The 25474-nt window shown below is 71.5% G+C and carries 22 protein-coding genes; 14 read left to right on the top strand and 8 right to left on the bottom strand.

Features of this window, described 5'->3' with window-relative positions:
• Window positions 1–9: 9 nt before the first annotated feature.
• From ACFY3V_RS18575 to ACFY3V_RS18590, 4 genes are all read right to left on the bottom strand, one after another.
• Window positions 10–804, bottom strand: a complete 795-nt coding sequence (locus ACFY3V_RS18575) for a carbon-nitrogen hydrolase family protein (protein WP_389774658.1) — start codon at window positions 802–804, stop codon at window positions 10–12.
• Window positions 801–1790 carry a DUF418 domain-containing protein gene (locus tag ACFY3V_RS18580; RefSeq protein WP_362906103.1) on the bottom strand — a complete coding sequence of 330 codons (990 nt, stop codon included), beginning with the start codon at window positions 1788–1790 and terminating at the stop codon, window positions 801–803. The genes ACFY3V_RS18575 and ACFY3V_RS18580 overlap by 4 nt, the downstream gene beginning before the upstream one ends.
• A gap of 88 nt (window positions 1791–1878) precedes the next feature.
• Window positions 1879–3234: an extracellular solute-binding protein gene (locus ACFY3V_RS18585; RefSeq protein WP_362906101.1), complete on the bottom strand. Its 1356-nt coding sequence runs from the start codon at window positions 3232–3234 to the stop codon at window positions 1879–1881.
• 107 nt (window positions 3235–3341) lie between these two features.
• Window positions 3342–5357: a substrate-binding domain-containing protein gene (locus tag ACFY3V_RS18590; protein ID WP_389774663.1), complete on the bottom strand. Its 2016-nt coding sequence runs from the start codon at window positions 5355–5357 to the stop codon at window positions 3342–3344.
• Window positions 5358–5849: 492 nt separating this feature from the next.
• On the opposite strand from ACFY3V_RS18590, the gene ACFY3V_RS18595 reads away from it, so the two are divergent.
• The 3 genes from ACFY3V_RS18595 (at window position 5850) to ACFY3V_RS18605 (ending at window position 8901) form a co-directional block, all read left to right on the top strand.
• A complete protein-coding gene (locus tag ACFY3V_RS18595; RefSeq protein WP_389774666.1) occupies window positions 5850–7043 on the top strand; it encodes a pyridoxal phosphate-dependent aminotransferase in 1194 nt (397 codons plus the stop codon).
• 214 nt (window positions 7044–7257) lie between these two features.
• On the top strand, window positions 7258–8175 hold the full coding sequence (locus ACFY3V_RS18600; RefSeq protein ID WP_350946792.1) for a tetrahydrofolate dehydrogenase/cyclohydrolase catalytic domain-containing protein: 918 nt from the start codon (window positions 7258–7260) through the stop codon (window positions 8173–8175).
• 225 nt (window positions 8176–8400) lie between these two features.
• Window positions 8401–8901, top strand: a complete 501-nt coding sequence (locus ACFY3V_RS18605) for an RICIN domain-containing protein (RefSeq protein WP_362906094.1) — start codon at window positions 8401–8403, stop codon at window positions 8899–8901.
• Window positions 8902–9106: 205 nt separating this feature from the next.
• On the opposite strand, the gene ACFY3V_RS18610 is transcribed toward ACFY3V_RS18605, so the two are convergent.
• On the bottom strand, window positions 9107–10693 hold the full coding sequence (locus tag ACFY3V_RS18610; protein WP_362906092.1) for an MDR family MFS transporter: 1587 nt from the start codon (window positions 10691–10693) through the stop codon (window positions 9107–9109).
• A gap of 80 nt (window positions 10694–10773) precedes the next feature.
• Between ACFY3V_RS18610 and ACFY3V_RS18615 the strand changes: the two genes are divergently transcribed.
• The 5 genes from ACFY3V_RS18615 to ACFY3V_RS18635 all read left to right on the top strand — a co-directional run bounded on the left by ACFY3V_RS18615 (window position 10774) and on the right by ACFY3V_RS18635 (window position 15055).
• Entirely contained in the window at window positions 10774–11334 is a 561-nt protein-coding gene (locus ACFY3V_RS18615) for a TetR family transcriptional regulator (protein WP_362906090.1), read from the top strand.
• A gap of 109 nt (window positions 11335–11443) precedes the next feature.
• On the top strand, window positions 11444–12172 hold the full coding sequence (locus tag ACFY3V_RS18620) for a thioesterase II family protein (RefSeq protein WP_389774671.1): 729 nt from the start codon (window positions 11444–11446) through the stop codon (window positions 12170–12172).
• An 88-nt stretch (window positions 12173–12260) separates the two neighbouring features.
• Window positions 12261–13169: a carbamate kinase gene (locus tag ACFY3V_RS18625; RefSeq protein WP_389774674.1), complete on the top strand. Its 909-nt coding sequence runs from the start codon at window positions 12261–12263 to the stop codon at window positions 13167–13169.
• Between the two features lie 27 nt (window positions 13170–13196).
• Complete coding sequence (locus ACFY3V_RS18630; RefSeq protein ID WP_350946798.1) at window positions 13197–14288, top strand: ring-opening amidohydrolase; 1092 nt, start codon at window positions 13197–13199, stop codon at window positions 14286–14288.
• Window positions 14289–14491: 203 nt separating this feature from the next.
• Window positions 14492–15055, top strand: coding sequence for an SseB family protein (locus ACFY3V_RS18635; protein WP_350946799.1), 564 nt, complete (start codon window positions 14492–14494; stop codon window positions 15053–15055).
• Here the strand turns inward: ACFY3V_RS18635 and ACFY3V_RS18640 are convergent.
• Complete coding sequence (locus ACFY3V_RS18640) at window positions 14976–15995, bottom strand: cation:proton antiporter (RefSeq protein ID WP_362906083.1); 1020 nt, start codon at window positions 15993–15995, stop codon at window positions 14976–14978. The two genes, ACFY3V_RS18635 and ACFY3V_RS18640, sit on opposite strands and share 80 nt — an antisense overlap.
• Entirely contained in the window at window positions 15974–16966 is a 993-nt protein-coding gene (locus tag ACFY3V_RS18645) for a hypothetical protein (protein WP_362906081.1), read from the bottom strand. Before ACFY3V_RS18645 ends, ACFY3V_RS18640 begins: the two co-directional genes overlap by 22 nt.
• Before the next feature lie 385 nt (window positions 16967–17351).
• Here ACFY3V_RS18645 and ACFY3V_RS18650 point away from each other — a divergent pair, with 385 nt between their 5' ends.
• The 5 genes from ACFY3V_RS18650 (at window position 17352) to aroQ (ending at window position 21521) form a co-directional block, all read left to right on the top strand.
• Window positions 17352–18119, top strand: a complete 768-nt coding sequence (locus ACFY3V_RS18650) for a prepilin peptidase (protein WP_389774679.1) — start codon at window positions 17352–17354, stop codon at window positions 18117–18119.
• An 83-nt stretch (window positions 18120–18202) separates the two neighbouring features.
• A complete protein-coding gene (gene aroC, locus ACFY3V_RS18655) occupies window positions 18203–19381 on the top strand; it encodes a chorismate synthase (protein WP_350946803.1) in 1179 nt (392 codons plus the stop codon).
• 64 nt (window positions 19382–19445) lie between these two features.
• Window positions 19446–19949 (top strand): shikimate kinase, encoded by a 504-nt coding sequence (locus ACFY3V_RS18660; RefSeq protein ID WP_362906077.1) that lies wholly within the window; start codon window positions 19446–19448, stop codon window positions 19947–19949.
• Window positions 19946–21022, top strand: a complete 1077-nt coding sequence (gene aroB / locus ACFY3V_RS18665; RefSeq protein WP_389774683.1) for a 3-dehydroquinate synthase — start codon at window positions 19946–19948, stop codon at window positions 21020–21022. Before ACFY3V_RS18660 ends, aroB begins: the two co-directional genes overlap by 4 nt.
• A gap of 64 nt (window positions 21023–21086) precedes the next feature.
• Complete coding sequence (gene aroQ / locus ACFY3V_RS18670; RefSeq protein ID WP_350946856.1) at window positions 21087–21521, top strand: type II 3-dehydroquinate dehydratase; 435 nt, start codon at window positions 21087–21089, stop codon at window positions 21519–21521.
• Between the two features lie 99 nt (window positions 21522–21620).
• On the opposite strand, the gene ACFY3V_RS18675 is transcribed toward aroQ, so the two are convergent.
• Window positions 21621–23711, bottom strand: a complete 2091-nt coding sequence (locus tag ACFY3V_RS18675) for an ATP-dependent DNA helicase (protein WP_362906073.1) — start codon at window positions 23709–23711, stop codon at window positions 21621–21623.
• Between the two features lie 265 nt (window positions 23712–23976).
• Between ACFY3V_RS18675 and ACFY3V_RS18680 the strand changes: the two genes are divergently transcribed.
• Window positions 23977–25386 carry a hypothetical protein gene (locus tag ACFY3V_RS18680; RefSeq protein WP_389774686.1) on the top strand — a complete coding sequence of 470 codons (1410 nt, stop codon included), beginning with the start codon at window positions 23977–23979 and terminating at the stop codon, window positions 25384–25386.
• Window positions 25387–25474 lie beyond the last annotated feature (88 nt).

Consider the following 25474-nt stretch of genomic DNA (forward strand, 5'->3'; position numbering starts at 1 on the left):
ATCGGCATTTTACGATCTGCCGAGAGGGAGTCGCCGGTGTTCCAGGCACGGTACGGCATTCCGGGTGGCAATCGTGATCTGCGAGTCGATTTCACACGTCTGTACGGCCGGCGTGGGTCCCATATCGGTGCGTGTCACTCCCATCGGATCGACCAGCATGCTCCGTCCGATCCCGAATCCGTCGCGGGCCTCGGGGTTCGGCGCCTGGCCCACGGCGGCGACCCAGGTGGTGTTCTCGATCGCGCGGGCCCTGACGAGGGTGGTCCAGTGTTCTTCCTTCATCGGCCCCGATCCCCACGCGGCGATCACCGCGAACACCTCGGCCCTCAGGTCGACGAGGGCCCGGGTGAGCTCGGGGAAGCGGATGTCGTAGCAGGTGACCAGTCCCACCCGGAGCCCGGCCAGCTCGACCACGACCGGCGTGTCGCCCGGCGCGACCAGCTCGGACTCGCGGGCGCCGAAGGAGTCGAACAGGTGGATCTTCCGGTAGGCCGCCTCGATCGAGCCCGAGGGGCCGATGGCGACCGCGGTGTTGTACACCCGGCCCTCGACGGGCTCGAACACCCCCGCGATCACGGCAAGCCCGTGCTCCCGCGCCGCCGCGGCCAGTCCGGTGACGAACGGCCCGTCCAGTGGCTGGGCGAGGTCGGTGACGCGCTTGCCGTACCGGGTGAGGGTGGCCTCCGGGAAGATCGCCAGCTCGGCGCCGCCCGCGGCGGCCTCGGCGAGGGAGTCGAGGGCCCGGCTCAGATTGGCGGAGGGATCTTCGGCCACCGGGATCTGGCAGAGGGCTATGCGCGTCACGGGTGTGACCCTATCCGTCTGTTCGGCACTCGTTCCATCCATGTGAGGCTTCGCCACGCCCATTCCAGCGGGCCGTACCTGAACCTGCCCAGCCACACACGGCTAAACAGCACCTGGAGCGCCAGAACGGCGGCGGAGAGCACCACACCGGCGAGCCGGGTGGTGTCCGCGACGAGCAGCGGTACGAAGAGCAGGATGATCGGGGTGCTCATGAGGTAGTTCGTGAGCGCCATCCGGCCGAGCGGGGCCAGAAGCGCGAGCAGGAGGTCGCGCAGCCGGGTCCGCAGCAGGAGCAGCAGCCCGGTGCAGTAGGCGGTGGCGGCGGCGAGCCCGGCGGCCGGGTAGACGGACGCGTGGAACAGGGCGGGATCCTTGGCGATGACCACCCAGAGCCAGGTGAGCGTCACGCCCAGCACCGTGCTCGCGACGAACGCGGGGAACAGCAGCCATTCGGGCGGCGGGTGTTCCATCAGGGCCATGCCCAGCACGAACAGGCCGGGGACGAGGATGATCCCGCCGCCCTGGTACACCGCCCACGCGGTGAGGGCGACGCCCAGCACCACCACCGCGGGCTGCGGGAAGAACGAGGCGGGCAGCAGGACCAACACCCCGAAGATCGCGTACGGCAGGAGCACCTCGCCGTGGTTGAAGACCTGGTGGATCGCGCCGAGTGCCGCGAGTACCGCGAGCCTGCGTAGCAGCACGGCCCAGGGGTGCGCGGTCCGTGCGGCCGCCGACCTCAGGAAGAGGACGAAGCTCAGCCCGAACAGGAAAGAGAAGATCGGATAGAACCTGCTCTGCAGCAGGTTGTCGATCGCCCAGTCGACCGCGTTGCGATCGGACTCCCTCAGGTGCTCACGCGTGTGCTGCCAGGTGTTGACCACCATGATCCCGCACACCGCGAAGCCGCGAAGCGCGTCGAGCTCGTGGAGCCGGGGCGGTCCGGTCGGTCCTGCCGGTTCCGCCGGTCCGGTCGGTCGGGTCATTCGGGTCACAGCAAATAGACGTACCACCCCATAATCACCTACGCATAGACGACCCCATCCATAAGCCCTTTCAGGCTTCCGGTCCGGCTCAGCCGCCGGCCAATGCCTTTCTCAGCTTGAGGGCGAGGCCGGCCGTGAACGTCTTCGCGTCCTCGCACCCCTTCCGCCCGAGCGACCAGCAACTGAGCAGTTCGTGGACCTCGGTGCGGAAGACCCGGCTGAACTCGCTGTAGTACGGGGAGGGCGGACGGAGCCTGGCCTGGGTCAGCGCGCGCAGCAGTGTGTCGGGCCGCACGCTCTCGGACTCCGGTTCCGCGCTTGAGGAACCGGAGGAACCGGAGCGAGGGCCGGGCGGGGCCGCCGGGGCCGGGCCGTCGCAACCGGTCCCCGCCTCCGTGTAGAGGGCTGAGACTCTGGCCGGGGCGAACCCGCCGCACCGGTAGAGCAGTCCGGCCGCCTCCTCGCCGGTCAACGCCGCCACCAGTCGCTGCGCGAGGTCGCGCCGGGGAGTGTGCCTGGAGACGGCGAGGTACTGGCCGCCGAGGACTCCCTGCCAGGGGAGTGGCGCCGCCCGGAAGGCGATTCCGCCCGACTTCCGTTCCCCGGAGAGCACCTCGTGGGCGTAGGGCCAGTGCCTCAGGAACAGCGCGCGCCTCTCGCGGAAGGCGGTCAGCGACTCCGCCTCCGTGCTACCGAGGGTCTCCCCGGAGATCACGCCGGCCTTCACCGTCTCGATGAGCCGTCCGACGGCCTCCACACCCTCCTTCTGGGCGATCACCACCTGGCCGTCCGCGTCGACCACCTCTCCGCCGTTGGCCCAGATCGCCTCCAGGGCGTTGACCGTGAGCCCTTCGTAGGAGGCGAACTGCCCGGAGAGGCCGAGGGCGGTGGGGTCGGGCCCGGCGCGGCGCGCCTTCGCGAGGTCGGTCATGTCCCGCCAGTTCGTCGGTGACCTCAGGTCGTGGCGGCGGTAGAGCAGTCCCACGTCGGTGTTGAACGGCACCGCGTACTGGACGCCGTGCCAGGCGCCCGCGGACCAGATCTGGGAGAGGAAGTCGTTGGTCCCGCCGTGTGCGGCGGTGTCGATCGGGCGCAGGTATCCCTCCTCGGCGAACTCGGGGATCCACTGGATGTCGAGGTTGTACACGTCGTAGTGCCCGGCCTTCGACTGGGCGGCCGAGATCATCGCGCTGCGCTGCTCGTCCGCGACCGAGGAGATCGCCACGAAGCACGCCCGGGGCCTGCCCTTGACGCCGTTCCAGACGGCTTCGAGCGCCCGTTCGCGGGCACCTCCCGAGACGTCGGCGCCACTGGCGATGCGCAGGACGCAGTCCTGCCTGGGCGGTCCCGGGGGAGGGGTGGGCGCGGTGCTCGCCGCCAGGGAGGGAAAGCAGGCGAGTAGCAGGAGGAGAAGGATCACTCCGCGGCCGGCCGGCTCCGCCACGGCCGGTGTTCCCTGCCTGGCCGTCCCACTTGAGGAAGCCGGTGTGACCCGCCCGCCCGTCCCACCTGAGGAGAACGGCGATGACGGCGGAGGCGGCGTGGGACGGCTCATCCGGTGACCGGCCGGAGTTCGGTGAACGCGTCGTCCAGCTTCTGGTCGGGGTCGGTGCTCGCGTCGTAGCAGGACATCAGGCCCTCGTCCCTGAGCGCGGGCAGCGGGGAGGTGTCGCAGCCGTGCAGGTCGAAGGAGAGCATCAGCAGGCGCACACCGTCGCGTCCTTTGATGTCCTCGCCGCTCAGCCCGCTCGGATTCCCGCCGTCGGTGAGCACGAGCACGACCTTCCGCTCCCCCGGGGCGCCCGTCCCCTCCAACCGGTCGAGAGCCTTTTCGATGATCGGACGCATCGGGGGATCGGGGCGCGAACCGCCTCGGTAGGCGTTCTGGACTTCGGTGAGCCTGCCGGTGAGGGCCTTTCCCTCGTCGCCGACGGGCGCGGGGGGAACGGCGTAGTCGTCATCGGGGAAGAACGTCATGATTCCCGTGGTCCGCTCGCCGCGCTTGGACGTGACGGCGACCTGGGCCACCTGGATCGCCGCCTCCAGCCGTGACCTGCCGTCGTTCACCTTGTTGCGCGCCATCGAGCCGGAGACGTCGACCACGACGAGGACGTGGTCCGCGAGGGGGGTCGTCAGCTTGTACAGCAGCTTGGGAATGTCGGGCTTCCAGTTCGCCGCCACCGGCGCGTCGCTCCTCAGCCGATGTGTTTTCACCGGCAACCTCTGGACGTCCAGGCGGCCCTCGGCGTCACGGAATCCGTAGCGGGGGAGGGTCTCCCGCAGGAAGTCGCAGAACTCCTCGACCGTCTGCTCGACGGCAGGGGGTCGCCTCAGGTCGGGCCACCGCTTGGAGACGCATTCGTACCGCATGGCGTGGCCGCCCTTCGGGTAGACGGCGACCGGTCGCGGAGGCTTCTTGCCGGCGCTTCGCGGCGCGGAGACGGCGCCGGGCGACGGCCGTTCGCCTCCCGCACCGGAAAGGGCGCAGCCGCCCGGCTCGGGAAGCGCGGGGTCGGCGCCCGACAGCGCGACGTCGAGCTCGTAGAACTGCTGCTCGGTCATGACCATCGCGGAGGTGTCGAGGGAGTTCGCGTACCGGCACATCACGTCGCGGACGGTGTCGCCCGGCCGCACCTTCCTGGACAGTCCTTCCGCGGGGCCGGGCGCGGCGGCCGTGGCCATCAGGCCCACGTTGGAGGCGAGCGGATGGGTGCGCACGACCTGCTGCCGGGCGCCGGGCCTGCTCCGCAGCAGGTCGGCCCAGTCGCGATCTCCGGGATTCCTGTTCGCCTCGGTGAGCTCCTCCGCGAGCCTCTCCGGTGCGGCGATGACCAGTGGCGAGGTCGCGACGACCGTCCGCTCGCCGAACGTCGCCACGCCGTCCGTGTCCCTGTTCACGTAGTCGATCTCCTGGGAGGAGTCGGCGATCCACCCGTCGGGCCGGGCACCGGGGGGTTTCCTCGCCGTCCGGCCGGCGCCCGGCCCGACGGCCGGTTGGACGGGGAACGTCCAGTCGCTCAGCCGGTCCCGCACCTCGGCGGCGCGCAGCCCGCTGACGTTGATGTTGATCTGCCGGCAGCCCCACAGGTCGACCTTCCCTGCCATGAACTCCCCGGCCGCCCGCCGGACGACCGGGGAGGTCTCGGCGGACGCCAGGAGCGTGATCTCGTCGGGGACCCGGCAGGTCACCCACGGCTCGTCCTTGGGAACGACCGCGAGGGCGGCGACGACGGTGACCGCGACTCCGGTGCAGAGGAGCCACCAGACGTCCCGGCGCACCCATCGGGAGAACATCGTGAGAACGCCGTACGACCGCTCGGGAATGACGCGACGCAGCCATGCGGTGCTTTTCAGCAGGTGGCCTGGGAAGATGGTCAGCGTCGTCAGCGCGAGAATCCCGAGGACCAGGGCGACTTTCGAAGCCGTGGAAATGGAGAGGGCGAGAAGCACGAGAAGTGTCTGGATGAGAGCGTTGGAGAAACCCGTCACCATCTGCCAGGCGCGGTTCGTCGATCCGGCGGTGTCCGACGAATGCGGGGTCTCCGAAGTCTTCTCGCTGTTCACCATCTGTCAGCTGTCTCCGCCGGTGGTTTCCCGCTGGTCCGCCTTCACCCTACGTCGGATCATCACCACCGAGAGATGCTTTCTGTGATCTAGGGAAGGGGGATTAACCGCTTTGGTATTTACGGTCGGCCGCATTTGAGGGCGGGAGAGGCCGGGGCATTCGGGCTGGTGTGTTACGTCCGTATCGCGAACTCCAGTGGAATGAAGAGTCGACAATCGGGCGACTCGCCGCCGGACGCAGCCGATGTGTGATTGTCGAGGCGCGTCCATGATCGTTGACAGAACGTATTCGGCGTGCTTTCCCGTCGCGTGCTCACCGCTTTTCCGGGCGCTCTTCGTGAATGCCGGCGTGTCAGGCCCCCGTCACCGCGTCTGCGACGCTCTCGGGACGCGACGCTCTCGGGACGAGATGTTCCCGGGAAAGGGCGCGCTCGGGAACGAGGCCGGGGCGGAGGCCACGAGGCGGCGGGAAAGGGCGGGACTACGCTGTAGCGCGTGAACGATCCTCTGGTGGCGCGGATGCGCGAGTTCGGTACGACCATCTTCGCCGAGATGTCGGCGCTCGCCCTGCGAACCGGCTCGATCAACCTCGGGCAGGGCTTTCCCGACACCGACGGGCCCGCCGCGATGCTGGAGCGGGCGGTGTCGGCGATCCGGGAGGGCTTCAACCAGTACCCGCCGGGGCCGGGGACGCCCGAGCTGCGCCAGGCCGTCTCCGAGCACCGCAAGGACCACTACGGGCTCGACTACGACCCCGACGGCGAGGTCCTCGTCACCGTCGGAGCCACCGAGGCCATCGCCGCGACGATCCTCGCGTTGTGCGAGCCCGGCGACGAGGTGATCGCCTTCGAGCCGTACTACGACTCCTACGCCGCCGCCGTCGCCCTCGCCGGGGCCGTGCTCCGCCCGGTCACCCTGCGCCCGGTCGACGGCCGCTTCACCTTCGACCCCGCCGAGTTGCGCGCGGCGGCCGGGCCGCGCACCCGGGTCGTCCTGGTCAACTCCCCGCACAACCCCACCGGCACGGTCTTCACCCGCGCCGAGCTGGACGAGATCGCCCGGCTGTGCCTGGAGCGAGACCTGGTGGCGGTCACCGACGAGGTCTACGAGCACCTCACCTTCGACGGGGTCGAGCACGTGCCGATCGCCACCCTGCCGGACATGCGCGAGCGCACCGTGATGATCTCCTCGGCGGGCAAGACCTTCTCGGTCACCGGCTGGAAGACGGGCTGGATCTGCGCGCCGCCCGAGTTCGTCAGGGGCGTGCAGACCGTCAAGCAGTTCCTCACCTACACCGCCTCCGCGCCCTGGCAGCTCGCCGTCGCCCACGGTCTGCGGCACGAGTCGGCCTGGGTCTCCGCCCTGCGGGCGGATCTGGAGTCCAAGCGCGACCGCCTGATGGCGGGCTTGTCCGCGGCGGGATTCGAGGTCTACCGCCCCGCGGGCACGTACTTCGTGCAGACCGACATCCGTCCCCTGGGTTTCACCGACGGCCTCGCCCTCACCCGGGAGCTGCCGTCCCTGGCGGGCGTGGTCGCCATCCCGACCCAGGTCTTCTACACCCACCCCGAGCGCGGGAGCCACTTCGTCCGCTTCGCCTTCTGCAAGCGGGACGAGGTCATCGACGAGGCGGTGAGCCGCCTGGCCGGGCTCGGCGCGGCGGGCGCGGCGCGAGGTGGAGGGGGATGATGCGCCTGGCCGGCCCCGGTGGGGCGGGCGCGGTTCGATCTGGAGGGGGATGATTCGCCTGGCCGGGCCCGGTGCGGCGGGGGCGGTTCGACCTGGAGGGGGATGATCGGGCATCCTTGGGGATGACGCGACTGGCGGCAAAGGGATGGCATCAACCATCGGGGAGCTCGCCGTGGGAGTCGACCGCCTGGGCGCCCACGCCGGGAGGAAGCGCATGTCCCAGCCCGTATCGAACGGTTCCAGCTCCGAGGGCACGTCGTCGGCCCGGTTGCTTCCCGGCGGCCCGGTCGCCGAGCGGATCCTCGCCGACGTGGCCGAGCGGGTGGCCGCCCTGACCGGCCGGGGTGTCACGCCGAGCCTGGCGACGGTCCTGGTCGGTGACGACGACGCCAGCGCCGGATACATCCGCATCAAGCAGCGGCAGGCCGCCGAGCTCGGTTTCGCCTCGCCGCACGAGCACCTGCCCGCGAGTGCCACCCAGGCGGACCTGCACGCGGTCATCACCGCCTTCAACGACGACCCGGCGGTGCACGGTCTGCTCGTGCAGCACCCCGTCCCCAAGCACCTCGACTACGACCGGGCCCTGCAGGTCATGGATCCCGACAAGGACGTCGACGGCATGCACCCGCTCAACATCGGGCGGCTGGCGCTGGAGCTTCCCGGCCCGCTGCCGTGTACGCCCGCCGGGATCGAGGCGCTGCTCGCGCACTACGAGATCCCGGTGGCGGGCCGGGAGGTGGTCATCCTCGGGCGCGGGGCCACGCTCGGCCGTCCCCTCTCGATCCTCCTCGCGCAGAAGCGCCCGACGGCGAACGCCGCCGTCACGGTCGTGCACACCGGGGTGAGCGACTGGCCGCGCTACACGCTCCGCGCCGACGTCCTGGTCGCCGCCGCGGGCGTGCCGGGGATCATCCGGCCCGAGCACGTCAAGCCCGGCGCGGTCGTCATCGGCGGCGGGGTGCGTTACGAGGGCAGGCGTCTGCTGCCCGACGTCGACGAGTCCTGCGCCGAGGTGGCCGGGGCGATCACCCCCAGGGTCGGCGGGGTCGGGCCCACCACGGTCGCGATGCTGTTCCGCAACGCGATCACGGCGGCCGAGCGCGCCGTGGGCTCCGCCTCCTCAGAAGGCTGAGGGCACCCGGTAGCCGCCCGGAAGGCGCCCGTACCTCCCTGAAACGCCGGTCGCCGTCTCGTCCACCCGGGGCCGATCCCCGTACGTGTACTTTCTGCTGCGGAGAGTGATCGACGGGCGTGTCCGCGGGGTGACGCGCACGGTGCGGAGCGGGTGGGCGGCGGGTTCCTTCCGCCGACGCGCCGTTCTCCACCTCCGTGATTCGCAGGAAGGAGAGCATCGACGATGCGACGGGGATTCAGGGTGCTGGTGTCGGCGGCGGCGGTCGCGCTGGGTTGCGCGGGATTCGTTCCTGGTGCGGCGGCCTCGGACTCGGAGTCCGCCGCCTGGGGGCCCGTCCGCAGTCACCAGAACTGGCGCTGCCTGGACGCCGATCTCGGAACCATCGGCCCGAACGGGACCAAGGTGCAGCTGTGGGGCTGCAACGGCTGGGACAACCAGTCGTGGAGCTACGAGGTCTCCACTCACACGATCCACAGCAAGGAGAACGGCCGCTGCCTGGACGCGGATCTCGGGACCATCAACGCGAACGGCACCAAGGTGCAGCTGTGGGACTGCAACGGCTGGACCAACCAGAAATGGATCTACGACGCGACGAGCCACACGATCTACAGCATGCACAACGGCCGCTGCCTGGACGCGGACCTGGGGACCATCAACGCGAACGGCACCAAGGTGCAGCTGTGGGACTGCAACGGCTGGGCCAACCAGAAGTGGACGCTCTGACGGCCGCCCGAGGGCGGCGCTACGTGCCATGTCCGTCGCTCGCCCGCGCGGGGGCCTGATCCCGGCCGGGGAAGGGGGGCGACTCCCCGTGGCGCCGCCACGGGGGGCCGCCCTCGCCCGGGGGAGGGCCGATGCGCGCGAGGCGGAAATGAGAGGGCCCGGGGCCGGCCGGAGAGCGGGCCGGTCCCGGGCTGCGCGGGGGTGGTTACGGCCTTCCCGCGCCGATCGGCGGGGCGGCGGGGTCGGCGGCCGCCGGGGCGGGGGTCCGCGCCGAGCGCAGCGGGATCTCCTTGATCATCAGGACGGCGAGTGAGGCGAGGACGGCGATCGGGACGCCGACCACGAAGACCGCGCTCATCGCCCGGGTGAAGGCCTCCAGGATGATCTCCAGGACGGGCGCGGGGAGGTTGTGGATGGCCTCGGGGGAGCCGAGGCTGGGGACCGCGCCACCGCTCAGCGGCAGGTGTGCCGCCTTCGCGAGGGAGACCAGCTCCGCGGTGAGCCGGTTGGACAGGATCGCGCCGAAGGCCGCGACGCCCACCGCGCCGCCGAGTGAGCGGAAGAACGCCACCCCGGAGGTCGCCGAGGCGAGGTTCGCGCGGCTCACCGCGTTCTGGGCGGCGAGGATCAGGATCTGCATGGAGGCGCCGAGCCCGATGCCGAGCACCGCGTTGTCGATGCCGACGATCACCAGCGAGCTGTCGACGTGCAGGCGCGAGAGCAGGAACAGCCCGAGCGCGACCAGCAGCATGCCCACCACGGGGAAGATCTTCCAGCGGCCCGTCCTGCTGACGAGCCGGCCGGTGAGGATCGAGGCGGTGAGCAGGCCGAGCACCAGGGGGAGGGTCATCAGGCCTGAGCCCGTGGGGCTCATGCCCTTGACGATCTGCAGATACTGCGGCAGGAACATCAGCGCGCCGAACATCGCCGCGCCGACCAGCAGGGAGGCGACGGCGGTGAGCACGAAGGTGCGGTCGCGGAACAGGTGCGGGGGCAGGATCGGGTCGGCGGCCCTGCGCTCGGCGACGACGGCGAGAGCGAACATCACCAGGCTGAGCGCGCCCAGGCCGTAGGTCCACGCGGAGTTCCAGCCGAACTCCTTGCCCCCGAGGGAGAGCAGCAGCATCAGCGCGGTGGTGCCGCCGGTGATGAGGGTCGCGCCCCACCAGTCGACCTTCGTGTCGCGGCGGACGAGCGGCAGCCTCAGCACCCTCTGGATGACGACGAAGGCGACCACGGCGAGCGGTACGCAGATCCAGAAGGTCCAGCGCCAGGACATGTTGTCCACGATGAACCCGCCGAGCAGCGGGCCGGCCACGGTCGAGACACCGAAGACCGCGCCGATGTAGCCGGAGTAGCGTCCGCGCTCGCGGGGCTCGACCACGTCGCCGAGGATGATCTGCGGCAGCGCGGCGAGGCCGCCGGCGCCGATGCCCTGCAGCGCCCTGGCGGCGATGAGCTGGGCCATGTCCTGGGAGAACCCGGCGGCGATGGAGGCCACCACGAAGACGACCAGCGAGACCTGGAACATGAGCTTGCGGCCGTAGAGGTCGGAGAGCTTGCCCCAGATCGGGGTGGAGGCGGTCATGGTGAGCAGGGTCGCGCTGGCGACCCACGCGAGCTGGTCCTGGCCGCCGAGCGTGCCGACGATCGTCGGCAGCGCGGTGCCCACCACGGACGTCGAGATCATCGATGTCAGCATGGCGAGCATCAGTCCGGCCAGGATCTCCAGCACCTGCCTGTGGGTGAAGGACGGTGCGGCCTCGGCCTGGATCTGTTGTTCGGTCAGCATGAACCGCCCCCAATGTATGTACGGTACATGTGAAGTTAGTAGACGCTTGTTTACTCGTCAAATCTGGAAGGATCCCGTAAGTGGATGAGACACGGCATCGCGACAGGGAGGGCACCAGGCGGCGCATCCTCGACGCCGCCCGCCTGCTGTTCGCCGAGCTCGGGTACGACCAGGTGACGATGCGGATGATCGCCGCCGAGGCGGACGCCAACATCGCGCTGATCAACCGCTACTTCGGCAGCAAGCGGGACCTGTTCGCCGAGGTGCTCGCGATGCAGGGACGTTTCCCCGGCGTCCTGGAGGGCCCCGAGGAGGAGCTGCCCCGCCGGCTGGCCGAGTACGTCGCCGAACGGCTTCGCTCCGACCAGGGGAGCGTGGTGCTGGCCGCGCTCATCCGGTCGTCCAGCGCCCCGGAGATCCACGAGATCATCCGCGACCGGGTCAGGACGGCGATCCTGGAACCCCTCTCGGCGCGGCTTCCCGGCCCCGACGCGGCCTTCCGGGCGATGATCGCCACCGCGCTCGTCACCGGCACCGGCACGATGCGCCAGCTCTACGGCCCCGACGCGGCCGGCGCCCCCGACCGCGAGACCGTGATCGCCCGCCTCACCGCCGTCTTCGAGGTCTGCCTCAGGGCATGAGGTCCGTCGGAGGACATGAGCCCGCCCCGGGACATCGGGGCCTGCCGCAAGACATGAGGTCCGCCTCAGGGCATGAGGCGCCGGGCCCACGCCATGGGATCATGGTCACATGACCTGGTTGCGCTGTGCCTTTCCCCGCCCGGGGGCGACCACGCGGTTGTTCTGCCTCACGCACGCGGGCGGATCGGCCAACGCCTACCGCGCGTGGTCCGAGCTGCTGCCCCTGTCCGTCGAGCTGCACGCGACGCAGCTGCCCGGCAGGGCCGACCGGTTCGCCGAGCCGCTGCCCGGCGACATGGAGGCGCTCGCCGACGAGGTGACCGGGTCGATGCTGCCGCTGCTCGACCGGCGTTTCGCGCTGTTCGGGCACAGCATGGGGGCGACGCTCGCCTACGAGGTCACGCGCCGCCTCGAGGCGAGGGGGATCGCCCCGGCGCGGTTGTTCGTCTCCGGCGCGAGAGCGCCGCAAGATCCCCGCGACAGGCCCGCGATCTCGGGGTACGCCGACGACGACTTCGTGGCCGAGCTGGCGAAACTCGGCGGCACCGAGGCGGAGGTGCTGTCCCATCGGACGATGCGCGAGGTCGTCCTGCCCTACGTCCGCGCCGACTTCCGCCTGGCCGAGGCCTACCGGCACCGTCCCGGCCCCCCGCTGCACACCCCGATCTCCGTCCTCGTCGGCGACGCCGACCCGGTGGTCACCCCGGCCCAGGCCAAGGCGTGGGAGACCCGTACGAGCTCCGGCTTCTCCCTCACGGTCTTTCCCGGCGACCACTTCTACCTGCAGCCGCGGCGCGTGCCGGTGGTCGAGGAGATCACCCGTACGCTCATGGGGTGAGAGATTGGCCGGTTGTGCCGAAGGACGGGCGCCCCTTGGGCAATGAGTGCCCATGAGGCGAGACGGGCAGGCCGTTAACGTCGGCCAGGTGGGTGAACGAATACTGATCGCGCTCGGCGGCAACGCCATGACCGGGCCCGACGGAGGCGCCTCGCCAGGCGACCAGCACCGCGCGGTCGAGCAGGCGATGCGCCACGTCGTCGCGCTCATCCGGGAGGGTCACCAGGTGACCCTCACCCACGGCAACGGCCCCCAGGTCGGCAACCTGATCCTGAAGAACCAGCTCGCCGCCCACGTCGTGCCCCCGGTGCCGCTCGACTGGTGCGGGGCGCAGACCCAGGCCACCATCGGCACCCTCGTACTCAACGCGCTCGACGGCCGCGCCGCGGTCGTGGTCACCCGTACGCTCGTCGACCCCGACGACCCAGCCTTCGCCGACCCGGTCAAGCCGATCGGCCGCTACTTCAGCGAGGCCGAGGCACGCCGGTTCGAGGAACTCGGCCAGACCTGGCGCCACTTCGAGCGGGGCTGGCGCCGCGTGGTGGCCTCCCCCGAGCCGCTGGAGATCCTCGACGCGCCCGCGGTGGCCGCGCTGGTGGCCGCGGGCTTCACCGTCGTGGCCGCGGGGGGCGGCGGCGTGCCCGTGACCCGCGACGCGCAGGGGCGGCTCGCCGGGGTCGAGGCCGTGATCGACAAGGACCTCGCCGCCGCGGTGCTCGCCCGGGCCGTGCGGGCGACGGTCCTGATCATCGCGACCGACGTCCCCCAGGCCGTCGTCGGGTTCGGCACGCCCCGGGCCAGGCCCCTGGGTCACATCACCGCGGCCGAGCTGCGCGTACTGCACGCCGCGGGCCATTTCGCCGGGGGCAGTATGGGGCCGAAGGTCGAGGCCGCGCTGCGCTTCGTCGAGCAGGGCGGCGACCGGTCGGTGATCACCTCCCTGCAGGACATGGGAGCGGCGCTCACCGGGGAGACCGGCACCGTGGTGCGAAAGTGAACAGGACGCGATCGAAAGGCGGCAGAGATGCCCGAACCCATTGAAGTGCGCAAGGTGCCCATCGAGAGTGTGACCGACGCCTCCGGGCTGGCCAGGCTCATCGACGACGGGGTGATCGAGGCGCACCGGGTGCTCGCGGTGATCGGCAAGACCGAGGGCAACGGCGGCGTGAACGACTACACCCGCATCCTGGCCGACCGGGCGTTTCGCGAGGTGCTCCAGGCCAAGGGGCACCCGTCCCCGGAGAGCGTGCCCCTGGTGTGGTCGGGCGGCACCGACGGCGTGCTCAGCCCGCACGCCACCGTCTTCGCCACCACCGCGAACGCCGAGCCGAGCGACGAGCCGAGGGTGAGCGTCGGCATCGCGATGAGCGAGGTGATCCTGCCCGAGGACATCGGCCGCCCCGCGATGGTGGAGAAGGTCGCCGCCGGAGTCCGCGAGGCGATGAAGATCGCCGGGATCGACGACCCCGCCGACGTCCACTACGTCCAGACCAAGACCCCGCTGCTCACCCTGTCCACGATCAACGACGCCAAGTCGCGCGGCAAGGACGTGGTGATCGAGGACACCGGCCCGTCGATGGACATCTCCAACTCCACCACCGCCCTCGGCATCGCCGTCGCCCTCGGCGAGATCGAGATGCCCTCCGCCGACCAGATCCACCGCGACCTGTCGCTCTACTCCTCCGTCGCGTCGTGCTCCTCGGGCGTCGAGCTGGACCGCGCCCAGATCGTGGTCGTCGGCAACGTACGGGGGATCGGCGGCCGGTACCGGATCGGCCACTCGGTCATGAAGGACGCGCTGGACGCCGACGGCATCTGGGAGGCGATCCGCTCCAGCGGCATCGAGCTGCCCGAGCGCCCGCACCCGTCCGACCTCGGCGACCGGCTCGTCAACGTCTTCATGAAGTGCGAGGCCGACCCGTCGGGCAGCGTGCGGGGGCGCCGCAACATCATGCTCGACGACTCCGACGTGCACTGGCACCGCCAGATCAAGGCCACCGTCGGCGGTGTCGCGGCGAGCGTCACCGGAGACCCGGCCGTGTTCGTCTCGGTCGCGGCGGTCCACCAGGGGCCCAGCGGCGGTGGCCCGGTGGCCGCCATCGCCGACCTCGGCTGACAGGCGGCACACGCACCCCGGCGCACCGGGCCGGGACACCCCGCCCCGACACATCGCCCGGGACACCCCGCCCCCGGTGCCGGGATGCCCAGGCCCGGTGCGCCGCTCCGGTGTACGCGTCACGTCCGAGCCGAGGTCGGGCCGGGGCGGGCCGGGTGGGGCGATCGTCCCCCCTGGCCCGGCCGAGGGTAGGCTCCCGGTTCGTGCCGAGCATTCCGCGACCCCTGGTCCCCGGCGACGACGGTGCCGCCGACGCCGCCGTGACATCCGCGCTCGCCGCCTTCGCCGAGGGAGAGGCGCAGGCCGGCGAGGTCGTCGCCGCGCTGAGCGGGGCCCGGCTGCTCGTGCCGGTGGTCGCCCTGCTCAAGGAGTCGGAGATCGGCGAGCACGGGCTGCGGCAGGAGAAGGAGAGCGAGATGGCCCTCCCGAAGCTCGTCGGAGCCGACGGCCGCGAGGCGGTGCTCGCCTTCACCGGGACGGAGGCGCTGCGGCGGTGGCGCCCCGACGCCAGGCCCATCCAGGCCACGATCCTTCAGGTCTGCCAGGCCGCGGTGCACGAGGGCAGCGCGGCGGCGGTGGTCGACGTCGCGGGCCCGGTGCCCTTCGTGATCGAGGGCGGCCTCCTGCGGGCGCTCGCCGCGGTCGAGTCGGGCACCCTGGACCGGCTGGCATCCGAGGCCCCCGACGTCACAGTGGCGCGGATGGAAGAGATCGCCGAGCCTCCCAGGCGTCGGCGGTTCGGTTGGCCGCCGCGTGGACGAGGTTGACCGTGAGGATCGCCGGGGCGATCACGGCGACAAACCCCCCGAAGTCGCGTTCGAAGACCAGGGCGAGGATCACCGCCGTCACCCCGTTCTGCTGGGCCAGCCCCAGATGCACCCGGTCGATCATCGGCAGGCCGTGCGTGAGCACCAGCGCGGCGACCATCTGCGCGGCGTACGCGGCCAGCCCGAGCAGCACGCCCATCCCCATGTTCGTCCCGCCGACGAGCAGCAGGCCCGTCAGGAAGGCCGACAGCGCGAACGCCGCGCTCACCGCTCGGCCCAGCCAGCGCGCGTCGGGCAGGCGCAGGTAGAGCCCGACGGTCGCGATGCCGAGCATGAGGGAGGTCCAGGCGGCCGAGGCGACCGCTCCGGCTGCCGTCACGTAGGTCAGCACCGGCGGGGCCTTCCTGATCAGCCGCCACAGCAGATAGACCACGACCGCGAACAGCACGTTCAACCCCAGGTCGGCGAAGTACGAGGCCGACTGCCCGCTGCCGCCGGAACCGCTCACCAGCGCCGCCGCGTAGACGGCGAGGATGATCGTCACGGGGTCGTCGAAGGAGGACCACGCCCCGAGGATCGTCTTCGCCCGGTTCGACAGACGGCTGTCCCGCATCACGCCGGCGACCGAGAGCGGGTCGATCTGGGCGACCACCACCGCCATGATCAGAGCCCGGGGGTCGCCGGAGACGAGGTAGACGACCCCGGCGATGAACGCGGTCTTGAGCAGCACCCCGACGGTGACCGCGAGCACGATCAGCCGCGAGTGCTCTCTGGCCTCGGCGCGGTCGATCCCGTGCGTGCTGCCGTACAGGCCGATCGCGAGCAACAGGCTGCTGAGCAGCACGTACGCACTGGAGTGTTCCAGATCACGCAGGCCGCCCAGGTCGGCGGCGAGCCAGCCGAAGCCGACGACGACGATCAAGAGCCCGATTCGGGCCAACGTTCGCTCCTTGGGATGGATCGCAGGTGCCCCTGGGTTTTCGGGGCGCGTTCTCGCTGGTTGATCGGGGGCAGGGTGAAGTGCCCGCGGATGGTGTCCACGAGCCGTGCCATCTTGTCGTCGGCGATGTCGACCTTGCGCTGGTCCAGGGTCACCCCGATGAGATAGCGGGTCTCGTCGACCCAGTAGAAGAACATGGCCCCGCGCTCCACGTCGAGGACCGTGCGGATGAGGATGCCGCCCTCCAGCCTGTGCAGCTGCTGGTTGAGCCGCTGGGTCAGCCAGTTGAGCTGGTTGCCCGCTCTGAGATAGATCTTCCTGCGCTCCTCCTGGTCGGTCTCGTGGAAGAAGTGGGCCAGGTCGCCGTCCTCCAGCACGTCGGTGTAGAAGCGGCACCTCTGGTCGCCGAAGTAGGCCACGAAGTGCAGGTCGTCCTGGTCGACCATGGCCACGCAGCTGGCCAGTGCCTTCTCCACCGAGGGGCCGATGTCCGGCATGGTGCGGATCAGGATCTCCGACTCGCCGATCACCCTGCGCTTGGTGGCCGTGGGCAGCGGGCCCATCCCGGCCTCCAGGTAGGGGAGGTAAAGGCCCCGGCGATACTGGACGAGCAGGTAGACGCCGGTGGCCACGGCGAACGCGCTCACCCCCGCGGTCACCAGGCCGTGCAGCTCGCCGGGCACCCCGCCCCGCCAGAGCACGGGGCCGAACGCGGCCACGAACCCCAGGACCGCCTCGCCCGCCGCGGTGACCGTGAGCGCGACCACCATCAGCACCGGCAGCCGCGCCCTGATCCGGCCGAGCACGGTGGCGATGAGGGCGAGCGCGACGATCACCGTGATCACGGTGGCCGCGCGGGCCACGTCGTACTCCTCGCCCTCGATGTACCACGCGAGGAGTTCGAGCAGCACGGGCAGGAGAACGAGTGACGCGATGACCGCGGGCAGCTTGCTGAAGCGATCCGTGTCCACGCGTTCCTGACCTCCGGGGGTAGGTAGGGATGCCTACAGCCTCCGTGATCATCGCCGTCATCGTCAATGACCTCCGAGGTCACTTCGATCCTTCGGTGTGGACGAGGCTCGGCGTGCGGGGTGACCACCGGATGCGCGCCGCTCGGGGCTCTTTCCGCGGAGCTGGAGACCGGTGCGGGGTGGCCACCGAATGCGGGTCTTCTCGGCCACTCCGGTGGGGGCGGGGCTCGGCGTGCGGGGTGACCACCGGGTCCCTTCGGCGGGGAGGGAGGTCGGTGCGCGGCGCGGTCGCCGGGCGCGGGCCGTTTCGGCACACCCGGCGTGGGAGAGGAGGAGTGCCCGGATTCCCGGCGCGGGCAGAGGAGCGCCGATTATGGTCGGCTTCATGAGCCCCCCGGTGACCCTTCTGCCCCTCTCCGCGACGGCGGTCCTGGCGGCTCTGGCCGGACTCGCGATCGGGCGCGGGACGCGGCGCCTGGTGGCCCGTTTCTCGGGGGCCGAGTCGTCGGGGGCCGAGTTGTCAGGGGTCGAGGGGGAGCGGCGGGGCGCCCGACCCGTGGCCGGGGCGGTGGAGGGGGTCACCGCGGTGGTGCTGGCCGCCCTCGCGCTGCGGGCCCTGTGGCCGGACGCGGCGGCGGGAGCGGCCGCCTGGCCGGGAGTGCCGGAAGGGGCGGAGGTCACGCCGGTAGGGAGGGCGACGGAACTGCTCGCCTTCGGCTGGCTCGCGGTGGTCGCCGTCGTCCTGTCCTTCGTCGACGCCGCCGTCCACCGGCTGCCCGACAGGCTCACCCTCGCCGCCTACCTGGGGACCGCCGCCCCGCTCGTCGTCTCGGCCCTCGCCGACGGCCGCCTCGGGGACCTGCTCGGCGCCGGGCTGGGCGGCCTCGCTCTGGCGGGCTTCTACCTGCTGCTGTTCCTGGTCAACCCGGCGGGCATGGGGTTCGGCGACGTCAAGTTCGCGGCGAGCCTGGGCACGGCCCTCGGCTGGCTGGGCTGGAACACCCTGGTCACCGGGGCCTTCCTCGGTCTGCTGGCCGGAGGGCTCTACGGAGCCGCCCTGATGGCCGCGCGCCGCGCGGGCCGCAAGAGCGAGATCCCCTTCGGCCCCTTCATGGCCGTCGGCGCGCTCGCCGCCGTCCTCACCGCCCTGTGACCGGACCGTCCTGGTGACCGGCGGATGTCTCAACCGGTGAACAAAGGCCATTCCAGTGGGCGGCACGTGGAAGACTTGTCACCATGTTGCGCTGGTTGACCGCAGGGGAGTCCCACGGCCCCGAGCTCGTCGCGATCCTGGAAGGACTGCCCGCCGGGGTGGAGGTGACCACGGCACAGCTGGACGAGGCGCTGCGCCGTCGCCGCCTCGGCTACGGGCGCGGGGCGCGGATGAAGTTCGAGCAGGACGTCGTGACCATCGTGGGCGGAGTCCGCCACGGCCGGACGCTCGGCAGTCCCGTCGCCATCCGGGTGGGCAACACCGAGTGGCCCAAGTGGGAGACGGTGATGGCCGCCGACCCCGTCGACCCGGCCGTGCTGGAGGGCCAGGCGCGCAACGCGCCGCGTTCCCGCCCCCGTCCCGGCCACGCGGACCTCGCCGGGATGCAGAAGTACGGCTTCGACGACGCCCGCCCGGTGCTCGACCGGGCCAGCGCCCGCGAGACCGCCGCCCGTGTCGCGCTCGGCCAGGTGGCGCGGAGCTTCCTCAAGCAGGCGCTCGGCGTCGACATCGTCAGCCACGTCGTCTCGATCGGCGGGGCCGCCACCACCCCGGGCGTCGTCCCCGGCCCCGGCGACCTGGAGGCGATCGACGCCGACCCGGTGCGCTGCGCCGACCCCGCGGGCAGCGCGGCCATGGTCGCCGAGATCGACAAGGCGCACAAGGACGGCGACACCCTCGGCGGCGTCGTCGAGGTGATCGCCTACGGCCTGCCGCCGGGCCTGGGCAGCTACACCCACTGGGACCGCCGCCTCGACGCCCGCCTCGCCGCCGGTCTGATGGGCATCCAGGCGATCAAGGGCGTCGGTGTCGGCGACGGGTTCGAGACGGCCCGCCGCCCCGGCTCCCTGGCCCACGACGAGATCGAGAACACCGCCGACGGCGTACGCCGGATGACCAACCGGGCCGGTGGCGTCGAGGGCGGCATGACCAACGGCGAGCCGCTGCGCGTCAGCGCGGCGATGAAGCCGATCTCCACCGTCCCCCGGGCGCTCGCCACCGTCGACGTGCTGACCGGCGAGGCCGCCAAGGCCCACCACGAGCGCTCCGACGTGTGCGCGGTCCCGGCGGCCGCGATCGTCGCCGAGGCGATGGTCGCGCTGATCCTGGCCGACGCCGCGATCGAGAAGTTCGGTGGCGACTCCGTCGAGGAGGTCGCCCGCAACCTGTCCGGCTACCTCTCCTCGTTGGTGATCAAGTGAGCGGGCGTCCCGGCGAGGCCGCTCTCGGTTCCCCGACGGGCGGGCCGGCGTCGAAGGAGATCGCATGAGTCCCCGAGCAGTGCTGATCGGTCCTCCAGGATCGGGCAAGTCGACCGTCGGGCAGCTTCTCGCCGAACGGCTCGGAGTCGCCTTCCGCGACACCGACACCGACGTGGAGCAGGTGGCGGGCAAGCCGGTGAGCGACATCTTCGTCGAGGACGGCGAGGAGGTCTTCCGCGAGCTGGAGGCCGACGCCGTACGGCGGGCGCTGGCCGAGCACGAGGGGGTGCTCTCCCTGGGCGGCGGCGCGATCCTCGCCGAGGGCACCCGCGTGCTGCTGGCCGGGCAGCCGGTGGTCTACCTGGAGGTCGGTCTTTCCAACGCCGTCCAGCGGGTGGGCCTGGGTTCGGCGCGACCGCTGCTCGTGCTGAACCCGCGCAGTCAGCTGAAGAAGCTGATGGACGCCCGGCGTCCCGTCTACGAGGAGCTCGCCACGATCGTGGTGGCGACCGACGAGCGCGAACCCGGCCAGATCGTCGACCAGATCGTGGAGGACCTGAAGCCGTGACGATCTCCAGGATCGGTGTGCCCGGCGAGAGCCCGTACGAGGTGGTGGTCGGCACCGGGGTGCTCGGCGAGCTGCCCGGCCTGCTGGGGGCGGGGGTGAACACCGTCGCCGTGATCCATCCGGGGAGCCTGCCGGAGATCGCCCGTCCCGTCTGCGGCGCGATCGAGGCGGCCGGGTACGAGGTCGTCGCGCTGCCGGTGCCCGACGCCGAGCGCGCGAAGACGGTCGAGGTGGTCGCGGAGCTGTGGTCCGCCTTCGGCCGCGCGGGCGTCACCCGCTCGGACGCCGTGGTCGGCGTCGGCGGGGGAGCCACCACCGACCTGGCGGGGTTCGCCGCCGCCACCTGGCTGCGCGGTGTCAAGGTCGTGCAGGTGCCGACCACCCTTCTCGGCATGGTCGACGCGGCGGTGGGCGGCAAGACCGGCATCAACACCCCCGAGGGCAAGAACCTCGTCGGGTCCTTCCACACGCCCGCCGGGGTGCTGTGCGACCTGGCGACGCTGGTCTCGGTGCCCCGCGACGACTACGTGGGCGGTCTGGCGGAGATCATCAAGGGCGGCTTCATCGCCGACCCCCGGATCCTCGAGCTCATCGAGGACGACCCGGACGGCGCCAGGCGCCCCGAGGGACGCCACACCCGCGAGCTGATCGAGCGGAAGATCCGGATCAAGGCCGAGGTCGTCGGAGCCGACCTGCGCGAGAGCGGTCTGCGGGAGATCCTCAACTACGGCCACACACTGGCGCACGCGATCGAGCGCGTCGAGGAATACCAGATGCGCCACGGCGAGGCCGTCGCGATCGGCATGGTCTACGCGGCCGAGTTGTCCCGGCTGGACGGCAGGATCGGCGCCGACGTCGTGGAGCGGACCAGGTCCATCCTCACCTCGGTCGGGCTGCCCACCGCCTACCGCCGCGAGGCCTGGCCCGAGCTGCGCGACCACATGCGCCTCGACAAGAAGAGCCGCGGAGCCAAGTTGCGCTTCGTCCTCCTGGACGACCTGGCGAAGGTGTCTCCGCTGGTCGACCCGCCGGAGGAGCTCCTGGAGGCCGCCTACCACGAGGTCGCCCGGTAAGTCTGCTGAGTCACGTCGGCCGCCGCGGCAGGCGCGCGGCCATCAAGGAGCGGTGAGTGACCCGATGAGACCCGTCTACGTGCTCAACGGCCCCAACCTGGGGCGGCTCGGCACCCGCGAGCCGGATGTCTACGGCGCGGAGACCTTCGCCGACCTGGCCGCGCTCTGCCGGGACACCGGCAGGGAGCTCGGCCTGTCGGTCGACGTCCGGCAGACCGACGACGAGGCCGAGATGCTGGGCTGGCTGCACGAGGCGGCCGACGGCAGGATCCCCGTGGTGCTGAACCCCGCGGCGTTCACCCACTACTCCTACGCGCTGCGCGACGCCATCGCCCAGCGCACCGCGCCCCTGGTCGAGGTGCACATCAGCAACCCGGCCGCCCGCGAGGAGTTCCGGCACAACTCGGTGGTCGCCGCCGTGGCGACCGGCACCATCGCGGGCTTCGGCCTGCGGTCGTACGTGCTGGCGTTGCAGGCCATCGCCGAGACGGCCACCTGATCCCGGGCCGGTAAGGGGCCTCGGCCTGCCGCACCGGCCGTTTTCTGATCCGCGGATCCCTCGGCGACGAGGGACCCGCGAATCCGGCGGCCGATGGTCTCAGGAGGAGCTGAGGCGCTTGAGGGCGCTGCGGACCTTCGCCGGATCGTTGGTGGGCCAGAAGGGCGGCAGCGAGTCGCGCAGGAACCCCGCGTAGCGTGCCGTCGCGAGCCGGGGGTCGAGCACCGCGACCACACCCTTGTCGTGCTGGCTGCGCAGCAGACGGCCCGCGCCCTGGGCCAGCAGCAGCGCGGCGTGGGTGGCGGCGACGGACATGAACCCGTTGCCGCCCTTGGCCGCGACGTGGCGCTGGCGGGCGGAGCTGAGCGGGTCGTCGGGGCGGGGGAAGGGGATGCGGTCGATGATGACCAGGCGCAGCGAGGGACCGGGGACGTCGACACCCTGCCAGAGCGACAGCGTGCCGAACAGGCAGGTCGGCTCGTCCTCCGCGAACTGCTTGACCAGCAGCATCGTGGAGTCGTCTCCCTGGCAGAGCAGCGGCACGCTCAGCCGGTCGCGCAGGGCCTCGGTGGCCGCCTTGGCGGCGCGCATCGAGGAGAACAGGCCGAGGGTGCGGCCTCCCGCCGCCTCGATCAGCTCGGTGATCTCCTCAAGGTATGCCTCGGGCAGACCGTCGCGCCCCGGCTGGGGCAGGTGCTTGGCGACGTAGAGGATGCCGCTGCGCGGGTGGTCGAAGGGGGAACCGACGTCGATGCCGGTCCAACCGGCTCCGCCCTTGTCGCGTTTCTTCCGCTTCCTGTCCCCGCCTTCCCCGCCTTCCCGCGTCTCCTCTTCCACGGTTTCCGCGGCGTCCTTCCCGCCGCCCAGGCCCCACTGGCGGGCCAGGCCGTCGAAGGCGCCGCCCAGGGCGAGCGTGGCGGAGGTCAGGATGACCGTACGGTCGCCGAAGAGCTTGTCGCGCAGCATGCCCGCCACCGTGAGCGGCGCCACCCGCAGCAGGGGAGGACGCCGGTCGGTGCCCGCCTCCAGCCAGACCACCTCGGCCCGGTCGATCTCCTCGGCGTGGCCGAAGGCGTCGAGCATGCGCTGCGCGGTGTCGTGGACCTCGTCCAGCGAGGTGAAGGCCGCCCTGCGCAGCCCCGCGCCCTCCGGGTCGTCCTTGTCGCCACCTCGCGGGCCGAGGGCGGTGATGCACGCCCACGCCGCGTCGCGGATGAGGGCGAGGGTCATCCCGAGCACCTGGGGGAGCTCGTCGAGGCGCCCGGCGGGGGCCGCGGCGAGCAGGGCCTTGAGGTCCTCGCCGGCCTCCATGAGCCGGTCGGCGAGGTGCTGCTCGATGAGCTTGCCGACCCGCCGCGCGGCGACCGCGACCATGGTCTCCGACAGCTCGCCGCTCACCACCGAGGTGACGCGGTCGACGAGCTCGTGGGCCTCGTCGACCACGACCACCTCGTGCTCGGGCAGGAGAGGGAAGTCCTCCATCGCGTCGATCGCGAGCAGCGCGTGGTTGGTCACGACCACGTCGGACTCACCGGCGCGGGCGCGGGCCAGCTCGGCGAAGCACTCCATGCCGCTCGGGCAGCGGGTGGCCCCCAGGCACTCCCTGGCACTGACCGAGAACTGGCGCCAGGCCTGCTCGTTGACACCGGGGACGAGCTCGTCGCGGTCGCCGGTCTCCGTCTCGTTCGCCCACTCCTGGATGCGCTGGACCATCCGGCCCGTCGCGTTGACCTCCCGGGGGTCGAAGAGCTGGTCCTGCTCCTCGTCCGGCCATCCCGCGCTCGCCTTGTAGCGGCACAGGTAGTTGCGGCGGCCCTTGAGGATCGCGAACGCGGGCTCGTGCGGCAGCTTCGGGGCGAGGGCCTTGGCGAGGCGGGGCAGGTCGCGGTCGACGAGCTGGCGCTGGAGCGCGATGGTGGCGGTGGAGACCACCACGGCGCCCTTGGAGGTCATCGCGTGCCTGATCGAGGGGATCAGGTAGGCGAGTGACTTGCCGGTGCCCGTGCCGGCCTGGACGGCGAGGTGGTCGCCCGACTCGATCGCGTGCTGCACCGCCCTCGTCATCGTGATCTGCCCGGGGCGCTCGACCCCGCCGACCGCCTCGACTGCGGTGCTCAGCAAATCCTCAACCGGGGGAATATCCACCTTTGAGGAGACGTCTTCGGATGGGGCGATGGAGTCGGTCGGCACGACAGCCAACCGTACCCGTTCGCCCCGACAGTCGCGGCTGCTCCGGCGAGTCGCGGCGTGGACGCATACCCGTATTCCGGAACCCGAGGTTCACGTCACATGGCAAACTGGCTGGATCACCCGGCTCATCAATCCTCGTAAGGTCAAGGGAAGGGCTACCGTTTTGGTGCCGCTGAGGCGGAAGATAGGGACGTAAAGACCGGTTCGGTAGGGTTTCCCGAGGTCGAGTGGACGAATAAAGGCTGGTTAGAGAACTATGTCTTCCATGTCGGAAGTGGTCCCGTTGCCGTCGTTCGGCGAGGTGTTCTTTGACGAGCGTGGCCAGGAGCGGGTGCTCCGGGTCACCTGGCACGAAGGCACGCTGGTGCTGAGCCTGTGGCGCGGCGAGATGTGCACCGCGAGTTTCCGCATGCCCATGAGCGATGTGGGACGCCTGGTCGACACACTTGACGAGGGTTTCGTCGAGGCCGGTGGGCAGTACCCCGACGAGGTGGGCGAGCCCGTTCACGCCGAGCAGCCCTCCCAGGACGAGCCGCAGCCCTACGGCGAGTATCCCGGCACCGGTCAGTACGCCCGGCCCCGCCCGGAGGACTACGCCCAGGCGCAGCAGTACTCCGACCCGGCGGGTCACGTCCCCTCGCCGCTGGACGAACCCCGCCAGGCCGCCACCCTCGGTCCGAACGACGTGCTCGTCGCGCGAGGCGCGGTGCCGCCGCCCCCCCTCGACCGCCCCCAGGAGCGGATGCCCCAGGGGTACGGCTCCCCGGACGTCGTGCCGCGCGAGAACATGATCGTGAACGACTCCCTGCCCTACGGGCAGCCGCAGCCGGTCGAGCCGCTCGGCTCGGGTCCCGCCACCGGCGAGGCCGCCTACCAGTTGTCCGGCGACCGCTACCCGCCCGCGCCGCCCGCCCCGTACGGTGCCCAGCAGCCGGACCCCTACGGCGCCCCGCCCGCCCAGCCCGACCCGTACGGCGCCCCGCCCGCGCCGGACCCCTACGCCGCTCCGCCCGGCCGGCAGGCCGCCTACGGCGCCGCCCAGCCCGACCCCTACGGCGCTCAGCGGCCCGATCCGTACGGCGTGCCGCCCCAGTCCCCGTCCCAGTCCGCCCAGCCCGCCGACCCGTTCACGGCCCCGGCGGGCCGCAGGAAGCCGGCCACCTCGTTCACGCCGCGCCTCGACCAGTTCGCCGGACAGTTCGCCGAGTCCGCCCAGCGGCCGGAGCCCGACCCCTACGGGCAGGGACAGCAGAACTCGACCGACCCCTTCGGGTTCGCCGCCCAGCAGCAGGCCGCCTACGACGCCTCCCAGGGCGACTCCTACGGCGGCTACCCGGCCCCCGCACAGCCCGATCCCTACGCCTACGGCGCCCAGCAGCACCAGGCCGGTCATCCCGCCGACCTGCGCGACCTGTACGGCGCGCCGCCCTCGTACGCCCAGCAGGACGTCGACCCGTCCGATCCGCTGGGCCTGCGAGGTCAGGCCGCGCCCGACCAGAGACTGCCCCGCCCCTACGTCCAGGATCAGCCACCGCACTCCACCGGTGAGAGGCTCCGCCCCGAGCAGCGCTACGACGAGCGGTACGACGATCATCGCCGAGACGAGCGCCAGTACGACGACAGGCGCCGCGAGGGCCGGCGCCGCAGCGACCGGGACGAGCAGCGCGACTGGTGACCTCTCCCCGGGACACGGCGGGGCCATGCGAGCAGGGGGCCGCGTCCCGTCGTGAGGTCTGAGCCGTTCCGTCCGTCCACTCCGCCAC

Source organism: Streptosporangium sp. NPDC000095 (assembly GCF_042899335.1).
Taxonomy (GTDB): Bacteria; Actinomycetota; Actinomycetes; order Streptosporangiales; family Streptosporangiaceae; genus Streptosporangium.